The organism is Nguyenibacter sp. L1, from assembly GCF_035199985.1.
GTDB classification, from domain to species: Bacteria; Pseudomonadota; Alphaproteobacteria; order Acetobacterales; family Acetobacteraceae; genus Gluconacetobacter; species Gluconacetobacter vanlangensis.
The window spans coordinates 3,614,387-3,631,050 of record NZ_CP127015.1 but is presented as its reverse complement, the minus strand read 5'-3'; the positions used below and the strand labels follow the sequence as shown (position 1 = coordinate 3,631,050).

Genomic DNA, 16,664 nt, shown 5'->3' with positions numbered 1-16,664 from the left:
CCGGATGACGCTGTCCCTGCCATCCCCCTCGCCTCTTTCACACCCTGGCCGTCCCCCCCGCCGCGGCGGGCTGCGCCCTGCCCTGCTGGCGGGCGCCATCCTGTCGCCGCTGCTGCTGGCGGGCTGCATGGTGGGGCCGTCCTATCATCGCGCCAGCGCCCCGATTTCGGCCCATTTCAAGGAATTGCAGCCCGCGCCCGGCTGGGAGCGGGCGAAGCCCGAGATGGCCGACCTGCCCAAGGCGCAATGGTGGACCCTCTATGGCGATCCGGTGCTGAACGACCTGGAATCGCAGGTCGCGATCTCGAACCAGAACGTGAAGATGTACGAGGCGAATTATCGCCAGGCCCGGGCGATGATCGACAGCGCGCGGGCGCAATTGTTCCCGACGCTGAACGGCAGCATGAACTTCAACCGCAACAGCCAGGGGCGCGGATCGCGTTCGGCGTCCAGCGGCAGCCTGGTCAGCTATGGCGGCGCGGCGACCAACACTACCGAGACGACCTATTCCACCGGGCTGAACGCGAGTTGGGAACTGGACCTGTGGGGGCGCATCCGCCGCAACATCCAGAGCCAGGTGACGGCGGCGCAGGCCAGCGCGGCCGACCTGGCCAATGCCACCCTGTCCTATCAGGGGCAGTTGGCCACGGCCTATTTCAACCTGCGCTACCAGGATTCGCTGCAGGAATTGCTGCGGCGCTATGTCGCCTTCAACACCCAGGCGCTGCAGATCACCCAGAACCAGTATGAGGCCGGAGTTGCCGACCCGACGGCGCTGCTGCAGGCGCGCACGCTGCTGGAGCAGAACCGCGCGCAACTGATCCAGGCGGGCATCGCCCGGGCGCAGTACGAGCATGCGATCGCGGTGCTGATCGGCCGGGCGCCGGCCGACCTGACGATCAAGCCGAGGACGCTGACCCGGACGATTCCGGCGATCCCGGTCGGTGTTCCGTCCGACCTGCTGCAGCGCCGCCCCGACGTGGCGGCCGCCGAGCGTGCCATGGAGGAATATAACGCCCAGATCGGCGCCGACATGGCGGCGTTCTATCCCACCATCACGCTGTCAGCGACCTATTCCTACAGCGGCGATCCGGTGGGGCAGTTGATCCAGGTGGTCAACCGGATCTGGTCTCTGGGCGCCGCGGCGTCGGAGACCCTGTTCCAGGGAGGCGCGCGTACGGCGGCGGTGCACAGCGCGAACGCCCAGTATGACAGCGCGGTCGCGACCTATCGCCAGACGGTGCTGACGGCATTGCAGAATGTCGAGGACCAGTTGTCGAACCTGCGCATCCTGGCCCAGCAGGCGACCCAGCAGCAGATCGCGCTGGATTACGCCAACCGGACGGTCGAGGTGTCGATGAACCAGTACCAGGCCGGGACCCAGATCTACACCACCGTGATCACCAACGAGAACACGGCGCTGAGCAATGCCGAATCTGCGCTGGCGATCCAGCAGCAGCGCATGGTCGACAGCGTGGCCCTGGTGCAGGCGCTGGGCGGGGGCTGGGATGCGTCGCGCCTGCCGTCGAAGGATTCGATGCAGACCGACAATCCGTTCCTGCCATCCTTCATCCAGAAGGACACGAACCAGTAGCGGTCGCGCGATCGGCGGCGGGCACGAAAAAGCCCCGGGGCCTTGCGGCTCCGGGGCTTTTTTCGTGCGCCTGGCGTGCTGCCGGACCGGTGGTCAGAAAAACGTCTTGGCCGTCAGCAGGGCGATCAGCAGGAAGACGACGAAGGCGAGGATGAAGATGAAAAACAGGATCTTGGCGATTCCGGCCGACACGGCCGAGATGCCGGTGAATCCGAACAATCCGGCGATCAGCGAGATCACCAGGAAGAACAGCGCCAGCTTCAGCATGACCGAACATCTCCCATCGGAATGAGCCACCACCCTGCCCCGATGTCAGCGCCGGGTCCAGAGCAGGGCGGCAAGGAAGCCCGTGAGTGCCGCCACCAGCAGGGCGGTAACGGGCTGATCGACCGTAAGGTCGCGGATCGCGGCGCCGGTTTCCTTGCCCGCGGTGCAGGCGCAGGCGCAGAGCGTGCGGGCGGCGCCCTTGAGCTGCGCCCCGGGGTCGCCGAGCGGACCGTCCAGCCCGTCCTGGACGCGGCCGACATCTTCGTCCAGCGCCGCCTCGAATTCAGTGCGTGATGCCATCGCGGTCTCCTTCGCGTCCTGGACTATAGGTATAGGAAGCGCGAGCACGGGCTTCAAACCGCGGCAGGAGAGCGAGCAAAGAAAAACCCGGCGCGAAGCCGGGTTTCCCTTGAATGGTCGATCGGAGCCTGAGTGCGACGCCGGGGCGTTCAGGCCGCCAGGTCGTCTTCCACCGCCACTTCCGGGCGCGGGCCGCTGTCCTGGCCCTTGGCCGCGACGTCGCGGTCGACCAGTTCGATCACCGCCATGTCGGCGGCGTCGCCGTGGCGGATGCCGGCCTTGAGCACGCGGGTGTAGCCGCCGTTGCGGGCCTTGTAGCGGTCGGCCACGGCCGCGAACAGCTTGGAGACGATCGCGTCGTCACGGAGCTGGGCATAGGCCTGACGGCGCGCATGCAGGTCGCCGCGCTTGCCGAGCGTGATCAGCTTCTCGACCACCGGGCGAAGTTCCTTCGCCTTGGGCAGAGTCGTCGTGATCTGCTCGTGCTTGATCAGGGCGACCGCCATGTTGCGAAACATGGCAGCGCGATGGGACGAGGTAACGCCGAGCTTCCGGCCGGCAACACCGTGACGCATGATGAAGTCTTCCTGTCTTTCCGGTCAGAACGGCTCGTCGAGCCTCTTGGCCAGGTCTTCGATATTTTCCGGCGGCCAGGCCGGCACGTTCATACCAAGGGACAGCCCCATCGAGGTCAGGACTTCCTTGATTTCGTTCAGCGACTTGCGGCCGAAATTCGGCGTGCGCAGCATTTCCTGCTCGGTCTTCTGCACCAGGTCGCCGATATAGACGATATTGTCGTTCTTCAGGCAGTTCGCGCTGCGGACCGACAATTCCAGTTCGTCGACCTTGCGCAGCAGGTTCCGGTTGAACGGCAGGTCGTCCTGCGGCTCTTCGGTCCGGACGGGGCGCGGCTCGTCGAAATTGATGAAGAGCTGCAACTGGTCCTGCAGGATGCGGGCGGCCAGGGCCACCGCGTCCTCGGGCGTGACCGCGCCGTTGGTTTCCACCGTCAGCAGCAGGCGGTCATAGTCGGTGACCTGGCCCACGCGGGTCGGCTCGACCTTGTAGGACACGCGGCGCACCGGCGAATAGATCGCATCGACCGGAATCAGGCCGATCGGCGCGTCCTCGGGGCGGTTGGCCGCCGCGGGGACATAGCCCTTGCCCACATTCACGGTGAATTCCATGCCGAACTTCACGCCTTCGTCCAGCGTGCAGATCACCAGGTCGGGATTCATGACCTCGATGTCATGCCCGGTCTGGATCTGGCCCGCACGGACCTCGCCCGGCCCGGAGGCCGTCAGCACCATGCGCTTCGGACCCTCGCCATGCATGCGCAGCGCGAGCTGCTTGACGTTCAGCACGATGTCGGTCACGTCCTCGCGGACGCCGGCCACCGACGAGAACTCATGCAGGACGCCGTCGATCTGGATCGCCGTCACCGCAGCGCCCTGCAGCGAGGACAGCAGCACGCGCCGGATCGCGTTGCCGAGCGTCATGCCGAAACCGCGCTCCAGCGGCTCCGCCACCACGGTGGCCGTGCGCAACGGCTCTCCGCCCGGCTCGACTTCCAGCTTCTCCGGCTTGATCAGAGATTGCCAGTTTTTCTGGAGGACCAAGGTGTATGGCCTTTCAAAACTGATCTGCACCAAGGCAGACGGCACCCGTGGCGGGCACCAGATGACAATCATTTCCGCCCGCGTCGCCGCGGACGGAAAAAACGGACCCGCCCCCAAATCCTGGACCCCGGGGCCCGGACCTGGGACCTGGGATCAGACCCGGCGACGCTTGCGCGGACGGCAGCCGTTATGCGGCACCGGCGTCATGTCGCGGATCGAGGAGATCGAGAATCCGACCGCCTGCAGGGCGCGCAGTGCGCTTTCGCGTCCCGAGCCGGGACCGGACACTTCGATCTCCAGCGTCTCCATGCCATGCTCGCGTGCCTTGCGGCCCGCGTCCTCGGCGGCGACCTGGGCGGCGTACGGGGTCGATTTGCGCGAGCCCTTGAAGCCCTGGGCACCGGCGGAAGACCACGCGATCGCATTGCCCTGCGCATCGGAAATCGTGATCATGGTGTTGTTGAAGGTGGAGAGCACATGCGCCACCCCCGAGATAATGTTCTTCCGCTCTTTCTTGCGAATACGCGGAGCAGCAGCCTTCGCCATAGTCTTCCTGGTCCTGTCTGTTCAAAGGCGCGGCCCGCGCGGGGACGGCAAGGTCCCGGCGCGGGCCGCGCGTGCGGCGAAAGCCGCTTAGCGGGTAGCCTTCTTCTTGCCGGCGATCGCGACCGCCTTGCCCTTGCGGGTGCGCGCGTTGGTGTGGGTGCGCTGGCCGCGGACCGGCAGGCCGCGACGATGGCGCAGGCCGCGATAGCACCCCAGATCCATCAGCCGCTTGATGTTCATCGCGACTTCGCGGCGCAGGTCGCCTTCGACCCGGTACTCGCCGTCGATCAGCTCACGGATCTTCAGGATCACGTCGTCGGACAGCTCATTCACCCGGCGCTCGGCCGGGATGTCCAGACGGCGGCAGATTTCCTCGGCCTTCGAGGGGCCGATGCCATAGATATAACGCAGGCCAATCGTCACACGCTTGTTCGTAGGGATGTTCACGCCGGCAATACGCGCCACGCCACTTACTCCTCGTCCACCCGCATCCGCGGGCCCTTAAAGATCGTCGCCGGGGCCATTTCCGCATACCGGACCGCGCCGGCAGGTCGTGAACGTGCCGGCAGTGCCGGACAACCCCATCATCAATCGGATTCGTTTTCTCGGCACCCCGTCCCCGTGGATGCGGGAGCCGATACCTTGAGGGCGCGCAATATACCCGCGTGCCCTTTTGAGTCAATGAATATCGATCACTTCTTCGTGATCTGATCCATGATCTCGAACACTTTCGCGGTCACGCTGTCGATATCGGCCATGCCGTCGATCCGGTACAGCCGGCCGGTCGCTTCGTAATAGGGCAGGATCGGCGCCGTCTGCCGGCGATACGCCACCAGGCGGGCCGCCACCGTCTCGCGCCGGTCGTCTTCGCGCCGCACGAAATCGTGGCCGCCGCAGACGTCGCAGGTGCCCGCGACCGTGGGCTTCTTGAACAGGTCGTTATAGCCCGCGCCGCAGGTGGCGCAGGTGAAACGGCCGGCGATCCGGTCGGCCAGCGCGTCCTCGTCCACTTCGAGGAACAGCACGACGTCGATTCGGGCGCGGCGGCCCTTGAGCATCGAATCGAGCGCCGCGGCCTGGGCCTCGGTCCGGGGGAAGCCGTCCAGGATGAAGCCCTTGGCGCAGTCGGGCTGCTCGATTCGGGATTCCAGCATGGCGATGATGACGTCGTCGGGCACGAGTTGCCCGGCATCCATCAGCGCCTTGGCCTGCCGGCCGATCGCGCTGCCGGCGGCCACTTCGGCACGCAGCATGTCGCCGGTGGAGATCTGCGCGATGCCGTAGCGTGCCTCCAGCCGCTTGGACTGGGTGCCCTTGCCGGCCCCGGGGGGGCCGAGGAAGATGACGTTCACCGGCCCCTGCCTTTCCCGCGTGCCTTGCGCATCAGCCCCTGGTACTGGTGCGCGACCAGGTGCGACTGGATCTGGGTGACGGTGTCGATGGTCACCGAGACGATGATGATCAGGCTGGTGCCGCCGAAATAGAACGGCACGTTGTAATGGCTGATGAGGATCTGCGGCAGCAGGCACACCGCGACCAGGTAGAGCGCGCCGATCGTGGTCAGGCGGGTCAGGATCCGGTCGAAATAGGCGGCCGTATTCGCGCCGGGGCGGATGCCCGGGATGAAGCCGCCTTGCTTGCGCAGGTTATCGGCGGTTTCCTGCGGATTGAAGGTGACCGCGGCGTAGAAATACGAGAAGAAGATGATCATCGCCGCGTAGAACAGCATGTAGAGCGGCTGCCCCTGCCCCAGTTCCTGCCCCAGGAAGGACAGCCAGTGCGGCATGGCGGCGCTGTTCATGAAGCCGGCCAGGGTCACCGGAATCAGCAGCACCGAGGAGGCGAAGATCGGCGGGATCACGCCCGCCGTGTTGACCTTGAGCGGCATGTGCGTCGAGTCGCCGCCATAGATGCGCTGGCCGACCTGGCGCTTGGGATACTGGATGACGACCCGGCGCTGCGCCTGTTCCATGAACACGATGAAGGCGATGGTCGCCGCCGCGAGGACCAGGAAGACCAGCACGAAGAACGGCGACAGCGCACCGGTGTAGCCGAGTTGGAACAGGCTGGCGAGCGCATGCGGCAGGTTGGCCACGATGCCGGCGAAGATGATCAGCGAGATGCCGTTGCCCACCCCGCGCGAGGTGATCTGCTCGCCCAGCCACATCAGGAACATCGTGCCGCCCAGCAGGGTCACGACGCAGGAGACGATGAAGAACAGGCCGGGCGCCACCACGGCGGCGCCGGCGGCGCTGTGCATGTTCTCCAGCCCGATCGCGATGCCGTAGGCCTGGAAGAGCGCGATCAGCACCGTCAGGTAGCGGGTATATTCGTTGAGCTTGCGGCGTCCCTGCTCGCCTTCCTTCTTCAGGCTTTCGAGCGACGGGATGGCGGCCGACATCAACTGCACGATGATCGAGGCGCTGATATAGGGCATGATGTTCAGCGCGAACACGGTCATGCGCCCCAGCGCGCCACCGGTGAACATGTCGAACATGCCCAGGATGCCGCCCTGGTGGCGAGCCAGAAGCTGGCCCATGACCGTTGCGTCGACGCCCGGGACCGGGATGTAGGTGCCCAGGCGATAGACGATCAGCGCGCCCAGGGTGAACCAGATTCGCTTCTTCAGTTCCGTTGCGTTGGCAAAGGAGCTGAAATTCAGATTGGCAGCCAGCTGCTCGGCCGCGGAGGCCATGCGCCCGTCCTTTCACAAGAACAGCGTCGCCGTACGAAACGGGACGCTGTCATGACAATTCGGCAAAGAGTGTAAGGCGTCGCTCGGCCCCGGCGCAAGAGACAAGGCCAGGCGAGGACGGCCCCCGGGGTCGTGCCCCGGGAGGGGTCACGCCCCCGGGCACGTCACGCCGAAGCGGCGGCCTCGTCACGCGCGGCGGCGGTGCGGACCGTGCCGCCCGCCTTCTCGACCGCGGCGATGGCGGTGGCGGACGCGCCCGAGACCTCGATGGTCACCGCGCGGGCCAGCTCACCCTTCGCCAGCAGGCGGACGCCCGCGAACTTGCCCGTGCCGACCAGGCCGGCATTGCGCAGCACGTCCTCGGTCACGACGGCCGAGGCGTCGATCTTGCCGGACTCGATCGCGCGGTCCAGCGCGCCCAGGTTCACCGGGGCGTAGACCTTGCGGAAGATGTTCTTGAAGCCGCGCTTCGGCAGACGGCGATACAGCGGGAGCTGACCACCCTCGAAGCCGTTGAGGGACACGCCCTCACGCGCCTTCTGACCCTTCACGCCCTTGCCCGACGTCTTGCCCTTGCCGGACCCGATGCCGCGACCCAGACGCTTCTTGCGATAGCGCGCGCCCGCGTTGTCGCGCAGTTCGTTCAGGTTCATGTCAACCCTCCACCTTCACAAGGTGGGCCACCTTGGTGATCATGCCGCGCACCGAGGGTGTGTCCTCGAGTTCACGCGTGCGGCCGATCTTGTTCAGGCCGAGCCCGACCAGCGTCGCCTGCTGGCCCGGCTTGCGGCCGTTGCCCGACGCCACCTGGGTGACGCGGATCGTCTTCTGCTCAGACATCGGCGCCAGCCTCCCCGACACCGGCCACCTCGCGGCGGCCCAGGATGTCGGACACCTTCTTGCCACGGCGGTTGGCCACCGAGCGCGGGCTGGCGCAACGCTCCAGCGCGGCGAAGGTCGCCTTGACCATGTTGTGCGGGTTGCGGGTCCCGAGCGACTTCGCAACCACGTCGTTGATGCCCAGGCTTTCGAACACCGCGCGCATCGGGCCGCCCGCGATGATGCCGGTGCCCGGATCGGCCGAGCGCAGCACCACCTTGCCAGCGCCGAAATGACCGGCGACGTCGTGATGGAGGGTACGGCCCTCCTTCATCGGGACGCGGATCATCGTGCGCTTGGCGCGGTCGGTCGCCTTGCGGATCGCCTCGGGCACCTCGCGCGCCTTGCCGGCGCCGTAGCCGACGCGGCCCTTCTGGTCGCCGACGACGACCAGGGCCGCGAAGGCGAAGCGACGGCCGCCCTTCACGACCTTCGCGACGCGGTTGATCGTGACCAGCTTGTCGACCAGATCGTCGCCTTCGCGCTCACGCTCGCGGCCGCCCCGGCCGCCTTCCCTCGGTTCACGTGCCATGTGCGTGACCCTTTCCTTAGAAGGCGAGACCGCCCTCGCGGGCAGCCTCCGCCAGGGCCTTGATACGCCCATGATACATATACGAACCGCGGTCGAAGACGACCTGCGACACACCCGCCGCCACGGCGCGCTCGGCCACCAGCTTGCCTACGGCCGTGGCCGCGTCGGCATCGGCGCCGGTCTTGAGCTGCGCGCGCAGCGCCTTGTCGAGGCTGGAAGCGGCGGCAAGGGTACGCCCGGCGGCATCGTCGATGACCTGGGCATAGATGTTCTTGCCTGACCGGAACACCGACAGGCGCGGACGCCCGCCGCCCTTGCGGCGAAGCTGGAAGCGCAGACGCTGGCGCCGGCGCTCCCGCAGATCCTGCTGCGTGCTCATTACTTCTTCTTGCCTTCCTTGCGACGGATGGTCTCCGTGTCGTAGCGGACACCCTTGCCCTTGTAGGGCTCAGGCTTGCGGAAGCTGCGGATGTCGAGCGCGACCTGGCCGACCCGCTGCTTGTCCACGCCTTCGACCACGATGGCGGTCGGGCGCGGCGTCGTGATCTTGATGCCCGGGGGGATCGCATAGACGACGTCATGCGAGTAGCCCAGGTTCATGACCAGGTTGCTGCCCTGGACCGCGGCGCGGTAACCGGTGCCGGTCACCTCGAGCGTCTTGGAGAAGCCGGTGGACACGCCGCGGACCATGCTGGCCACCAGGGCGCGGGTGGTACCCCACATCATGCGCGCCTGCGACGCCGTGCCGACCGGACGGACCGACACCTTGTTATCGGCGATCTCGGCCTCGATGTGCGGGGACAGCGGCAGCTTCAGCTCGCCCAGCTTGCCCTTCGCCACGAACGTGCCGTCGACGATCGAAACCTGTACTCCCGACGGAACCTCGACGGGATATTTGCCTACACGCGACATGTATCCCTCCTTAGAACACGCGGCAGAGGACCTCGCCGCCGACATTGGCAGCGCGGGCTTCCGCATCGGACAGGACGCCACGCGGCGTCGACAGGATCGAAACGCCCAGGCCGGCATAGACCCGCGGCAGTTCCTTGATCTTGGAATAGACCCGGCGGCCCGGCTTGGACACGCGGTGGATCTCCTTAATGACGGGCTCGCCATCCAGGTATTTCAGCTCGATCCGCAACTGGGCCACGCCCTTGCGCAGTTCTTCCTGCGCGTAGCCGCGGATATAGCCTTCGCGGCGCAGGGCCTCGAGCACATTGGCGCGCAGCTTGGAAGCCGGCGCGATGCAGGCCGCGTGACGCGCGCGCTGCGCGTTGCGGATCCGGGTGAGCATATCACCCAAGGGATCAGAAAGTGACATCGTTCCCCGCCCTTACCAGCTCGACTTGACCATGCCCGGGATCTGGCCGTTGGAAGCCAGGTCGCGCAGAGCCACGCGGCACAGTTCGAACTTTCTGTAATTGGCGCGGGAGCGCCCGGTCAGCTTGCACCGCAGGCGCACGCGCACGCGCGAGCCGTTGCGGGGAAGTTCTGCGAGTTTCAGGGATGCGTCGAACCGATCCTCGACCGGCAGCGACCGGTCCATGATGATGTTCTTGAGCGCAATCCGCTTAGCCTTGTCCCGCTCTGCCATGCGCGCACGCTTGGCATTGCGGTTTACGGCGGAGATCTTGGCCATGCCTTGTTCTACCCTCCGGAACCTGTCGGGCCATCCCGACGGTTTTCCAAACAACGTGTCTAATAGGTCTTCTGACCTTCGGGCGGAAGCCCCCAATCGCCGCGATCAGGCGGCGAAGGGCAGTTCAAACGCCTTCAGAAGAGCCTTCGCTTCCGCATCCGTCTTCGCGCTGGTGACGAAGATGATGTCCATGCCCCGGATATCGTCGACCTTGTCGTACTCGATTTCCGGGAAGACGATCTGTTCCTTCAGGCCCATGGCGAAATTGCCGCGGCCGTCGAAACCCTTGTTCGCCGGCAGGCCGCGGAAATCGCGGACGCGCGGCAGCGCGATGGTCACCAGCCGGTCCAGGAACTCGTACATCCGCGCGCGGCGCAGCGTGACCTTGCAGCCGATCGGCAGGCCCGCACGGATCTTGAAGCCGGCGATCGCCTTCTTGGCGACCGTCTTGACCGGCTTCTGGCCGGAGATCAGCGTCATTTCGGCCAGGGCGGCGTCCAGCTTCTTCTGGTCGCCCGCGGCCTCGCCCACGCCCATGTTGATGACGATCTTCTCGAGATGCGGAACCTGCATCACGTTCTTGTAGCCGAACTCCTCGCGCAGCTTCGCGCGCAGTTCGTCCTGATAACGCTTCTGCAGACGCGGCGCCGAGCGGGTCTCTTGCACTTCAGACATCCCCGCCTCCTCAGCCTTCGATGACTTCGCCGGTCGCCTTGGCGACGCGGACCTTGCGGCCATCTTCCAGGATACGGAAACCGACGCGCGTCGGCTTGCCGCTCTTGGGATCGACCAGCTTCAGGTTCGACAGGTCGATCGGCATCTCTTTCTCGATGATGCCGCCCTGCTCACCCATCCGGTTGGGGCGCGTGTGGCGCTTGGCCACCGCGACGCCGCGCACAACCGCCTTGTTGTCGTCCGGCCGCACCGACAGCACTTCGCCGCGGGTCCCCTTGGAGGAGCCGGTGATGACGACGACCTGGTCGCCTTTCCTGATACGCGCAGCCATCACAGCACCTCCGGCGCCAGCGAAATGATCTTCATGAACTTGCGCGCGCGCAGTTCACGCACGACCGGTCCGAAGATGCGGGTGCCGATCGGCTCCTGCTGCTTGTTGATCAGCACGGCGGCGTTGCGATCGAAACGGATGGCGCTGCCGTCGGGACGACGCACCGGGTAGGAGGTGCGCACGATCACCGCCTGGTGCACGTCGCCCTTCTTGACCTTGCCGCGGGGGATCGCTTCCTTGACGGACACGACGATCACGTCGCCGACCGAGGCGGTCTTCCGCTTGGAACCGCCCAGCACCTTGATGCACTGCACCTGACGCGCGCCCGAATTGTCGGCGACGTCCAGGTTGGTCTCGGGATGGATCATAGCCTATGCCCTTCTTACGCCTGCGCGCCGGACGCCGCGTCGGCGGAGCCCAGCGGGGCGCCGTTGCGGACGATCACGGTCCAGGTCTTGCGCTTGGAGATCGGCTTGCATTCCTCGATGCGCACCATGTCCCCAATCTTGCACTCGTTCAGCTCATCATGCGCCGCGTACTTCTTCGAGCGGCGGATGAACTTCTTATACAGCGGATGGATAACCCGACGATCGACAAGGACGGTGACCGTCTTGTCCATCTTGTCGCTGGTCACCCGTCCGGTGAGGACGCGCCTCGGCATCGCCCCTTCTCCCTTCAGGACCTGGCGGCCGGCGCACCCGCGCCGGCAGCATTCTTCTTCAACGCCTCGGACGCGATCGTCTTCACGCGGGCGATCTCACGACGCACCGCACGGAAGCGAGCCTGTCCCTCATTCTGGCCGGTCGCGCGCTGGAACCGCAGGTTGAACTGCTCGCGCTTCAGGTCGATGAGAAGCGCCTCCAGTTCTTCGGCGGTCTTGGCACGCAGATCGGCCGGCTTGGTTGCCTTAGCCATCTCACGCCTCTCCGATACGGGTCACGAACTTGGTCTTGATCGGCAGCTTCGCCGCGCCCAGAGCCAGCGCCTCACGCGCGACGTCCGGCGGCACGCCCTCGATCTCGAACAGGATACGACCCGGCTTGACACGGGCCACCCAATATTCAGGGGATCCCTTGCCGGAGCCCATACGCACTTCCGCGGGCTTTGTCGAGACCGGAAGGTCGGGAAAGATCCGAATCCAGACGCGACCGGCGCGCTTCATCGCACGGGTAATGGCGCGGCGGGAGGCCTCGATCTGCCGGGCGGTGACCCGCTCGGGCTCCAGGGCCTTCAGGCCGAACGCACCGAAATTCAGCGTCGTCCCGCCTTTCGCCATCCCATGAATGCGGCCCTTGTGGGCCTTGCGGTACTTAGTCCGCTTTGGAGAAAGCATTGTTCAAAATCCTCATGCGCCGCCTGGCGCCGTTCTCGGTCCTAAACCCCACGGCTTAGCGCTGCGGAGCCTGCTCGGCGGCGCGACGGTCCTGCGCCATCGGGTCCTGGGCGAGGATCTCGCCCTTGAAGATCCATACCTTCACGCCACAGGTGCCGTAGGTGGTCTTCGCCGTGGCCACGCCGTAATCGATGTCCGCACGCAGCGTGTGCAGCGGCACCCGGCCTTCGCGATACCATTCGATACGCGCGATCTCGGCCCCGCCCAGACGGCCGGAGCAGTTGATCCGGATGCCCTGGGCGCCGAGGCGCATCGCCGACTGGACGGCGCGCTTCATGGCGCGACGGAAGGCGACGCGGCGCTCGAGCTGCTGGGCGATGTTCTCGGCCACCAGGGTCGCGTCGATTTCCGGCTTGCGGATCTCGACGATGTTCAGCGCGACGTCGGCCTTGGCCATGCGGGTCAGCTCTTTGCGCAGCAGGTCGATGTCCTGCCCCTTCTTGCCGATCACCACGCCCGGGCGGGCGGCGTAGATCGTCACGCGCGGCTTCTTGGCCGGGCGTTCGATCACGACGCGCGACACGCCGGCGCCCGACAGCTTGCGGCGCAGGTGCGTCCGCAGCTTCAGGTCGTCATGCAGCAGGCGAGAATAGTCCGAACCGGCGTACCAGCGGCTGTCCCAGGTGCGGTTGATGCCGAGCCGCAGCCCGATCGGATTGACTTTGTGTCCCATGGATCAGGCCGCCTTCTGCTCGGTTGTCTCAGCCTCGGCCGCGCGCTCGGCCACGACGATCTTCAGGTGGCTGAAGAACTTCTCGACCCGCGCCGAACGGCCGCGGCCGCGCGCGTGGAAGCGGCGCATGACGATCGACTTGCCGACCTCGGCCCGCAGGACGACCAACTGGTCGACATCGAGCTGATGGTTGTTCTCGGCGTTCGCGATCGCGCTTTCCAGGGTCTTCTTGACCTGCTGGGCGATGCGGCGCTTGGAGAAGGTGAGCGTCGCCACGGCCTGGGCCGCCGGCTTGTTGCGGATCAGGGCCGCAACAAGGTTCAGCTTGCGCGGGCTTACGCGGATGTTGCGCGCAATCGCCTGCGCCTCGGTTTCCGCGAGCGTGCGCGGATGCTTCGGCTTGCTCATATCAGCCCCGCTTCGCCTTCTTGTCCGAGGCGTGACCCGTGAAGGTCCGGGTCGGCGAGAATTCGCCGAACTTGTGCCCCACCATGTTCTCCGACACCTGAACGGGCAGGAATTTGTGCCCGTTGTAAACGCCGAACGTCAGCCCCACGAACTGCGGGAGGATCGTCGAGCGACGCGACCAGATCTTGATCACTTCGTTACGGCCCGACGCGCGCGACGCATCGGCTTTGTTCAGCAGATACCCGTCCACGAACGGGCCCTTCCAGACGGAACGTGCCATCTTCTTTGCCCCTTACTTGCCGGTCTTCCGGCGACGGATAATCAGACTGTCCGTACGCTTGTTGACCCTGGTCTTGTAACCCTTCGTCGGCTTGCCCCACGGCGTGACCGGATGACGGCCGCCCGAGGTGCGGCCTTCACCACCGCCGTGCGGATGGTCGACCGGGTTCATCACGACGCCGCGGTTGTGCGGACGACGGCCCAGCCAGCGGCCGCGCCCGGCCTTGCCGAGATGCTGGTTCATGTTGTCGGGGTTCGACACCGCGCCAACCGTCGCCATGCATTCGCCGCGCACGATGCGCAGCTCACCGGACTGCAGCTTGATCTGCGCATAGCCGGCATCCTTGCCGACCAACTGGGCATAGGTGCCCGCGGAGCGGGCCAGCTTGCCGCCGGCGCCCTGCTTCAGCTCGATGTTATGGATGATCGTGCCGACCGGAATGGCCGCCAGCGGCATCGCATTGCCCGGCTTGATGTCGACGCGCGCGCCCGAGACGACCTGGTCGCCGGCCTTCAGGCGCTGCGGCGCCAGGATGTAGGCCAGCTCCCCGTCCTCATACTTCACCAGCGCGATGAAGGCGGTGCGGTTCGGGTCGTATTCCAGACGCTCGACCGTGCCGGCCACATCGAACTTGCGCCGCTTGAAATCGACGTAGCGATAGGACTGCTTGTGACCGCCGCCGATGAAGCGCGAGGTGGTGCGCCCATGGTTGTTGCGGCCGCCGGTCTTGTTCTTGCCCTCGGTCAGCCCCTTGACGGGCTTGCCCTTCCACAGCTCCTTGCGGTCGATCAGGACGGTCCCGCGCTGGCTGGGGGTAACCGGATTAAAGTGCTTCAGTGCCATGTCTTGTTACCCCGCGTCAGACCAGCTTCGCGGTCAGGTCGATGGACTGACCCTCGGCGAGCTGCACAAACGCCTTCTTCACATCCGAACGCTGGCCCGGGCGGCCCTTGAAGCGCTTGGTCTTGCCCTTCTGGACAAGCGTGTTCACGCCCAGGACCTTGACCCCGAACAGAGTCTCGACCGCGACCTTGATCTCCGGCTTGGTCGCGTCGATCGCGACCTTGAAGGCGACCTGATTCTTCTCGGAAAGCGCGGTCGCCTTCTCGGTGATCAGGGGCGCGCGGACGATGTCGTACATCGCCTCACGCGACATGCGCTCCGCCTTCTTGCGGATAGCGAGCACGTTGGTCATGCCAGGCGCTCCTTCAGGCCTTCGACGCCGGCTTGCGTGATCGCGAGCACGTCGTGGTTGAGGATGTCGTAGACGTTCGCGCCGACGGTCGGCAGCGCGTCGATCTTCGGCAGGTTACGCGTGGCGCGCGAGAAATTCTCGTCGACCGTCGCGTCCACGATCAGCGCGGACGTCCAGCCCAGGGCCTTCAGCTTCGCGGCCAGATCGGACGTCTTGCCCGACGCGGCGGCCTGGTCCAGCACCACCAGCTTGCCTTCGGCGGCCTTCTGCGACAGCGCGGAAATCAGGCCCAGGCGGCGCACCTTCTTGGGCAGGTCGTAGCCGTGGTCGCGCACGACCGGGCCGTGGACGGCGCCGCCGGTGCGGAACTGCGGCGCGCGCAGCGAACCCTGGCGAGCGCTGCCGGTGCCCTTCTGGCGGTACGGCTTCTTGGTCGTGCCGGAGACTTCGCCCATCCCCTTGACCTTGTGCGTACCCGCACGGCGCTTGGCCAACTGCCAGTGCACGACGCGCGCCATGATGTCCGCCCGCGGCGTCACCCCGAAAATCTCGTCCGGAAGAACGGCCGTACCGGCGCTTCCGTTGTCGAGGGTTTTGATTTCGTAATCCATTGCCCTCTATCCTCAGCCCGCAGCCTCAACCAGGGCCGCCGGATACGGCGCCTCGGCATGACGGGCCTTCTTGATCGCATCACGAACCAGAACCAGCTCGTTCTTGCCGCCGGGCACGGAGCCGCGGACCATGAGCAGATTCTTCTCGGCATCCACCGCCGCCACCTCGAGATTGAGGGTGGTCACGCGCTCGGAGCCCAGATGGCCGGCCATTTTCTTGTTCTTGAAGGTCTTGCCCGGGTCCTGGCGGTTACCCGTCGAGCCATGCGAACGATGGCTGATGGACACGCCGTGCGTGGCCTCGAGACCCGCGAAGTTCCAGCGCTTCATGGCGCCGGCGAAGCCCTTGCCCTTGCTGGTGGCGGTCACGTCGACCTTCTGCCCCACCACGAAATGGGTGGCGGACAGGGTGGCGCCAGCCTCCAGCACGGCATCTTCCGCGACGCGGAATTCGGCCAGCTTCTTCTTGGGTTCGACCTTCGCGCGGGCAAAATGGCCGCGGTTCGGCTTGGAGACGTTCTTCACCTTGGCGTTGCCGAACCCGAGCTGCACGGCGGTGTAGCCGTCGCGGTCCTGGGTACGGACATCCACCACCTGCAAATTATCGACATGCAGGACGGTGACGGGCACGTGCGTGCCGTCTTCCTTGAACAGCCGGGTCATGCCCAGCTTCTTTGCGATCAATCCGGTGCGCATCGTCTGGACCTTAGAGTTTAATCTCGACATCCACGCCGGCGGCGAGGTCGAGCTTCATGAGAGCGTCCACGGTCTGCGGGGTCGGCTCGACGATGTCGAGCAGCCGGCGATGGGTCCGAATTTCGAACTGCTCGCGGCTTTTCTTGTCCACGTGGGGAGAGCGGTTCACGGTGAACCGTTCGATATGCGTCGGCAGCGGGATAGGACCCCGAACCCGCGCACCCGTACGCTTCGCCGTGTTGACGATCTCTTTGGTGCTGTTGTCGAGCACCCGATGATCGTACGCCTTGAGGCGAATGCGGATGTTCTGGTTGTCCATCGTCTGTTCAGT

At 65.8% G+C, this 16,664-nt stretch carries 30 protein-coding genes; 1 reads left to right on the top strand and 29 read right to left on the bottom strand.

Annotation, left to right across the window (positions count from 1 at the left end; all coding sequences use genetic code 11):
* Positions 1-4: 4 nt before the first annotated feature.
* Positions 5-1,594 carry an efflux transporter outer membrane subunit gene (locus QN315_RS16385; RefSeq protein ID WP_408904542.1) on the top strand — a complete coding sequence of 530 codons (1,590 nt, stop codon included), beginning with the start codon at positions 5-7 and terminating at the stop codon, positions 1,592-1,594.
* Between the two features lie 93 nt (positions 1,595-1,687).
* Here the strand turns inward: QN315_RS16385 and QN315_RS16380 are convergent, their stop codons facing one another.
* From QN315_RS16380 to rpsJ, 29 genes are all read right to left on the bottom strand, one after another.
* The gene (locus tag QN315_RS16380) at positions 1,688-1,861 is read right to left on the bottom strand and encodes a DUF1328 domain-containing protein (RefSeq protein ID WP_176639194.1); all 174 of its coding nucleotides are present in this window, start codon (positions 1,859-1,861) and stop codon (positions 1,688-1,690) included.
* A gap of 45 nt (positions 1,862-1,906) precedes the next feature.
* Positions 1,907-2,161 carry a hypothetical protein gene (locus QN315_RS16375; protein WP_323990401.1) on the bottom strand — a complete coding sequence of 85 codons (255 nt, stop codon included), beginning with the start codon at positions 2,159-2,161 and terminating at the stop codon, positions 1,907-1,909.
* 149 nt (positions 2,162-2,310) lie between these two features.
* Positions 2,311-2,736, bottom strand: a complete 426-nt coding sequence (rplQ, locus tag QN315_RS16370) for a 50S ribosomal protein L17 (RefSeq protein ID WP_323990399.1) — start codon at positions 2,734-2,736, stop codon at positions 2,311-2,313.
* 24 nt (positions 2,737-2,760) lie between these two features.
* Positions 2,761-3,780 carry a DNA-directed RNA polymerase subunit alpha gene (locus QN315_RS16365; protein WP_176639191.1) on the bottom strand — a complete coding sequence of 340 codons (1,020 nt, stop codon included), beginning with the start codon at positions 3,778-3,780 and terminating at the stop codon, positions 2,761-2,763.
* Positions 3,781-3,933: 153 nt separating this feature from the next.
* A complete protein-coding gene (rpsK, locus tag QN315_RS16360) occupies positions 3,934-4,326 on the bottom strand; it encodes a 30S ribosomal protein S11 (RefSeq protein ID WP_176639190.1) in 393 nt (130 codons plus the stop codon).
* A gap of 87 nt (positions 4,327-4,413) precedes the next feature.
* Complete coding sequence (rpsM, locus tag QN315_RS16355) at positions 4,414-4,791, bottom strand: 30S ribosomal protein S13 (RefSeq protein WP_176639189.1); 378 nt, start codon at positions 4,789-4,791, stop codon at positions 4,414-4,416.
* A gap of 227 nt (positions 4,792-5,018) precedes the next feature.
* Positions 5,019-5,678, bottom strand: coding sequence for an adenylate kinase (locus QN315_RS16350; protein ID WP_176639188.1), 660 nt, complete (start codon positions 5,676-5,678; stop codon positions 5,019-5,021).
* Positions 5,675-7,021: a preprotein translocase subunit SecY gene (gene secY, locus QN315_RS16345; RefSeq protein WP_176639187.1), complete on the bottom strand. Its 1,347-nt coding sequence runs from the start codon at positions 7,019-7,021 to the stop codon at positions 5,675-5,677. Before secY ends, QN315_RS16350 begins: the two co-directional genes overlap by 4 nt.
* A gap of 164 nt (positions 7,022-7,185) precedes the next feature.
* On the bottom strand, positions 7,186-7,674 hold the full coding sequence (rplO, locus tag QN315_RS16340; protein ID WP_323990397.1) for a 50S ribosomal protein L15: 489 nt from the start codon (positions 7,672-7,674) through the stop codon (positions 7,186-7,188).
* 1 nt (position 7,675) lies between these two features.
* Positions 7,676-7,861, bottom strand: a complete 186-nt coding sequence (gene rpmD, locus QN315_RS16335) for a 50S ribosomal protein L30 (RefSeq protein ID WP_176638776.1) — start codon at positions 7,859-7,861, stop codon at positions 7,676-7,678.
* Entirely contained in the window at positions 7,854-8,432 is a 579-nt protein-coding gene (rpsE, locus tag QN315_RS16330) for a 30S ribosomal protein S5 (protein WP_323990395.1), read from the bottom strand. Before rpsE ends, rpmD begins: the two co-directional genes overlap by 8 nt.
* Positions 8,433-8,448: 16 nt before the next feature.
* Positions 8,449-8,811, bottom strand: coding sequence for a 50S ribosomal protein L18 (rplR, locus tag QN315_RS16325; RefSeq protein ID WP_176638774.1), 363 nt, complete (start codon positions 8,809-8,811; stop codon positions 8,449-8,451).
* Positions 8,811-9,344, bottom strand: coding sequence for a 50S ribosomal protein L6 (gene rplF, locus QN315_RS16320; protein WP_176638773.1), 534 nt, complete (start codon positions 9,342-9,344; stop codon positions 8,811-8,813). Before rplF ends, rplR begins: the two co-directional genes overlap by 1 nt.
* Positions 9,345-9,354: 10 nt before the next feature.
* Positions 9,355-9,753 (bottom strand): 30S ribosomal protein S8, encoded by a 399-nt coding sequence (gene rpsH, locus QN315_RS16315; RefSeq protein ID WP_176638772.1) that lies wholly within the window; start codon positions 9,751-9,753, stop codon positions 9,355-9,357.
* Between the two features lie 12 nt (positions 9,754-9,765).
* Positions 9,766-10,071: a 30S ribosomal protein S14 gene (gene rpsN, locus QN315_RS16310; protein WP_176638771.1), complete on the bottom strand. Its 306-nt coding sequence runs from the start codon at positions 10,069-10,071 to the stop codon at positions 9,766-9,768.
* A gap of 105 nt (positions 10,072-10,176) precedes the next feature.
* A complete protein-coding gene (rplE, locus tag QN315_RS16305) occupies positions 10,177-10,746 on the bottom strand; it encodes a 50S ribosomal protein L5 (protein WP_176638770.1) in 570 nt (189 codons plus the stop codon).
* 10 nt (positions 10,747-10,756) lie between these two features.
* Positions 10,757-11,077: a 50S ribosomal protein L24 gene (gene rplX / locus QN315_RS16300; RefSeq protein WP_176638769.1), complete on the bottom strand. Its 321-nt coding sequence runs from the start codon at positions 11,075-11,077 to the stop codon at positions 10,757-10,759.
* On the bottom strand, positions 11,077-11,445 hold the full coding sequence (gene rplN / locus QN315_RS16295) for a 50S ribosomal protein L14 (protein WP_042059420.1): 369 nt from the start codon (positions 11,443-11,445) through the stop codon (positions 11,077-11,079). Before rplN ends, rplX begins: the two co-directional genes overlap by 1 nt.
* 14 nt (positions 11,446-11,459) lie before the next feature.
* On the bottom strand, positions 11,460-11,738 hold the full coding sequence (rpsQ, locus tag QN315_RS16290) for a 30S ribosomal protein S17 (protein WP_176638768.1): 279 nt from the start codon (positions 11,736-11,738) through the stop codon (positions 11,460-11,462).
* 14 nt (positions 11,739-11,752) lie between these two features.
* A complete protein-coding gene (gene rpmC / locus QN315_RS16285; protein ID WP_176638767.1) occupies positions 11,753-11,992 on the bottom strand; it encodes a 50S ribosomal protein L29 in 240 nt (79 codons plus the stop codon).
* A gap of 1 nt (position 11,993) precedes the next feature.
* Positions 11,994-12,410 carry a 50S ribosomal protein L16 gene (gene rplP / locus QN315_RS16280; protein WP_176638766.1) on the bottom strand — a complete coding sequence of 139 codons (417 nt, stop codon included), beginning with the start codon at positions 12,408-12,410 and terminating at the stop codon, positions 11,994-11,996.
* Between the two features lie 55 nt (positions 12,411-12,465).
* Complete coding sequence (gene rpsC / locus QN315_RS16275; RefSeq protein ID WP_176638765.1) at positions 12,466-13,143, bottom strand: 30S ribosomal protein S3; 678 nt, start codon at positions 13,141-13,143, stop codon at positions 12,466-12,468.
* A 3-nt stretch (positions 13,144-13,146) separates the two neighbouring features.
* Positions 13,147-13,551 (bottom strand): 50S ribosomal protein L22, encoded by a 405-nt coding sequence (gene rplV / locus QN315_RS16270; protein WP_176638764.1) that lies wholly within the window; start codon positions 13,549-13,551, stop codon positions 13,147-13,149.
* Between the two features lies 1 nt (position 13,552).
* The gene (gene rpsS, locus QN315_RS16265) at positions 13,553-13,831 is read right to left on the bottom strand and encodes a 30S ribosomal protein S19 (RefSeq protein ID WP_176638763.1); all 279 of its coding nucleotides are present in this window, start codon (positions 13,829-13,831) and stop codon (positions 13,553-13,555) included.
* A 12-nt stretch (positions 13,832-13,843) separates the two neighbouring features.
* Complete coding sequence (gene rplB / locus QN315_RS16260) at positions 13,844-14,674, bottom strand: 50S ribosomal protein L2 (protein ID WP_176638762.1); 831 nt, start codon at positions 14,672-14,674, stop codon at positions 13,844-13,846.
* A gap of 16 nt (positions 14,675-14,690) precedes the next feature.
* A complete protein-coding gene (locus tag QN315_RS16255) occupies positions 14,691-14,987 on the bottom strand; it encodes a 50S ribosomal protein L23 (protein ID WP_012227954.1) in 297 nt (98 codons plus the stop codon).
* Between the two features lie 35 nt (positions 14,988-15,022).
* Complete coding sequence (gene rplD / locus QN315_RS16250; protein ID WP_176638761.1) at positions 15,023-15,637, bottom strand: 50S ribosomal protein L4; 615 nt, start codon at positions 15,635-15,637, stop codon at positions 15,023-15,025.
* 12 nt (positions 15,638-15,649) lie between these two features.
* The gene (rplC, locus tag QN315_RS16245; RefSeq protein WP_176638760.1) at positions 15,650-16,333 is read right to left on the bottom strand and encodes a 50S ribosomal protein L3; all 684 of its coding nucleotides are present in this window, start codon (positions 16,331-16,333) and stop codon (positions 15,650-15,652) included.
* A gap of 10 nt (positions 16,334-16,343) precedes the next feature.
* Positions 16,344-16,652, bottom strand: coding sequence for a 30S ribosomal protein S10 (gene rpsJ / locus QN315_RS16240; protein ID WP_007282720.1), 309 nt, complete (start codon positions 16,650-16,652; stop codon positions 16,344-16,346).
* Between the last annotated feature and the right edge of the window lie 12 nt (positions 16,653-16,664).

Excerpts from the sequence above, each read along its gene's own strand:
- QN315_RS16375 (WP_323990401.1), bottom strand. The coding sequence starts at position 2,161 with ATGGCATCACGCACTGAATTCGAGGCGGCGCTGGACGAAGATGTCGGC.
- rplB (WP_176638762.1), bottom strand. The coding sequence starts at position 14,674 with ATGGCACTGAAGCACTTTAATCCGGTTACCCCCAGCCAGCGCGGGACC.
- rpsS (WP_176638763.1), bottom strand. The coding sequence starts at position 13,831 with ATGGCACGTTCCGTCTGGAAGGGCCCGTTCGTGGACGGGTATCTGCTG.
- rplE (WP_176638770.1), bottom strand. The coding sequence starts at position 10,746 with ATGTCTGAAGTGCAAGAGACCCGCTCGGCGCCGCGTCTGCAGAAGCGT.
- QN315_RS16255 (WP_012227954.1), bottom strand. The coding sequence starts at position 14,987 with ATGTCGCGTGAGGCGATGTACGACATCGTCCGCGCGCCCCTGATCACC.
- rplR (WP_176638774.1), bottom strand. The coding sequence starts at position 8,811 with ATGAGCACGCAGCAGGATCTGCGGGAGCGCCGGCGCCAGCGTCTGCGC.
- rplF (WP_176638773.1), bottom strand. The coding sequence starts at position 9,344 with ATGTCGCGTGTAGGCAAATATCCCGTCGAGGTTCCGTCGGGAGTACAG.
- rpsK (WP_176639190.1), bottom strand. The coding sequence starts at position 4,326 with ATGGCGAAGGCTGCTGCTCCGCGTATTCGCAAGAAAGAGCGGAAGAAC.
- rpsH (WP_176638772.1), bottom strand. The coding sequence starts at position 9,753 with ATGTCACTTTCTGATCCCTTGGGTGATATGCTCACCCGGATCCGCAAC.
- rpsE (WP_323990395.1), bottom strand. The coding sequence starts at position 8,432 with ATGGCACGTGAACCGAGGGAAGGCGGCCGGGGCGGCCGCGAGCGTGAG.
- rpsQ (WP_176638768.1), bottom strand. The coding sequence starts at position 11,738 with ATGCCGAGGCGCGTCCTCACCGGACGGGTGACCAGCGACAAGATGGAC.
- rplC (WP_176638760.1), bottom strand. The coding sequence starts at position 16,333 with ATGCGCACCGGATTGATCGCAAAGAAGCTGGGCATGACCCGGCTGTTC.
- rpsN (WP_176638771.1), bottom strand. The coding sequence starts at position 10,071 with ATGGCCAAGATCTCCGCCGTAAACCGCAATGCCAAGCGTGCGCGCATG.
- rpsJ (WP_007282720.1), bottom strand. The coding sequence starts at position 16,652 with ATGGACAACCAGAACATCCGCATTCGCCTCAAGGCGTACGATCATCGG.
- rplN (WP_042059420.1), bottom strand. The coding sequence starts at position 11,445 with ATGATCCATCCCGAGACCAACCTGGACGTCGCCGACAATTCGGGCGCG.
- rplP (WP_176638766.1), bottom strand. The coding sequence starts at position 12,410 with ATGCTTTCTCCAAAGCGGACTAAGTACCGCAAGGCCCACAAGGGCCGC.
- rplD (WP_176638761.1), bottom strand. The coding sequence starts at position 15,637 with ATGGATTACGAAATCAAAACCCTCGACAACGGAAGCGCCGGTACGGCC.
- rpmC (WP_176638767.1), bottom strand. The coding sequence starts at position 11,992 with ATGGCTAAGGCAACCAAGCCGGCCGATCTGCGTGCCAAGACCGCCGAA.
- rplQ (WP_323990399.1), bottom strand. The coding sequence starts at position 2,736 with ATGCGTCACGGTGTTGCCGGCCGGAAGCTCGGCGTTACCTCGTCCCAT.
- rplV (WP_176638764.1), bottom strand. The coding sequence starts at position 13,551 with ATGAGCAAGCCGAAGCATCCGCGCACGCTCGCGGAAACCGAGGCGCAG.
- rpsC (WP_176638765.1), bottom strand. The coding sequence starts at position 13,143 with ATGGGACACAAAGTCAATCCGATCGGGCTGCGGCTCGGCATCAACCGC.
- QN315_RS16380 (WP_176639194.1), bottom strand. The coding sequence starts at position 1,861 with ATGCTGAAGCTGGCGCTGTTCTTCCTGGTGATCTCGCTGATCGCCGGA.
- rplX (WP_176638769.1), bottom strand. The coding sequence starts at position 11,077 with ATGGCTGCGCGTATCAGGAAAGGCGACCAGGTCGTCGTCATCACCGGC.
- rpmD (WP_176638776.1), bottom strand. The coding sequence starts at position 7,861 with ATGTCTGAGCAGAAGACGATCCGCGTCACCCAGGTGGCGTCGGGCAAC.
- QN315_RS16385 (WP_408904542.1), top strand. The coding sequence starts at position 5 with ATGACGCTGTCCCTGCCATCCCCCTCGCCTCTTTCACACCCTGGCCGT.
- secY (WP_176639187.1), bottom strand. The coding sequence starts at position 7,021 with ATGGCCTCCGCGGCCGAGCAGCTGGCTGCCAATCTGAATTTCAGCTCC.
- rplO (WP_323990397.1), bottom strand. The coding sequence starts at position 7,674 with ATGAACCTGAACGAACTGCGCGACAACGCGGGCGCGCGCTATCGCAAG.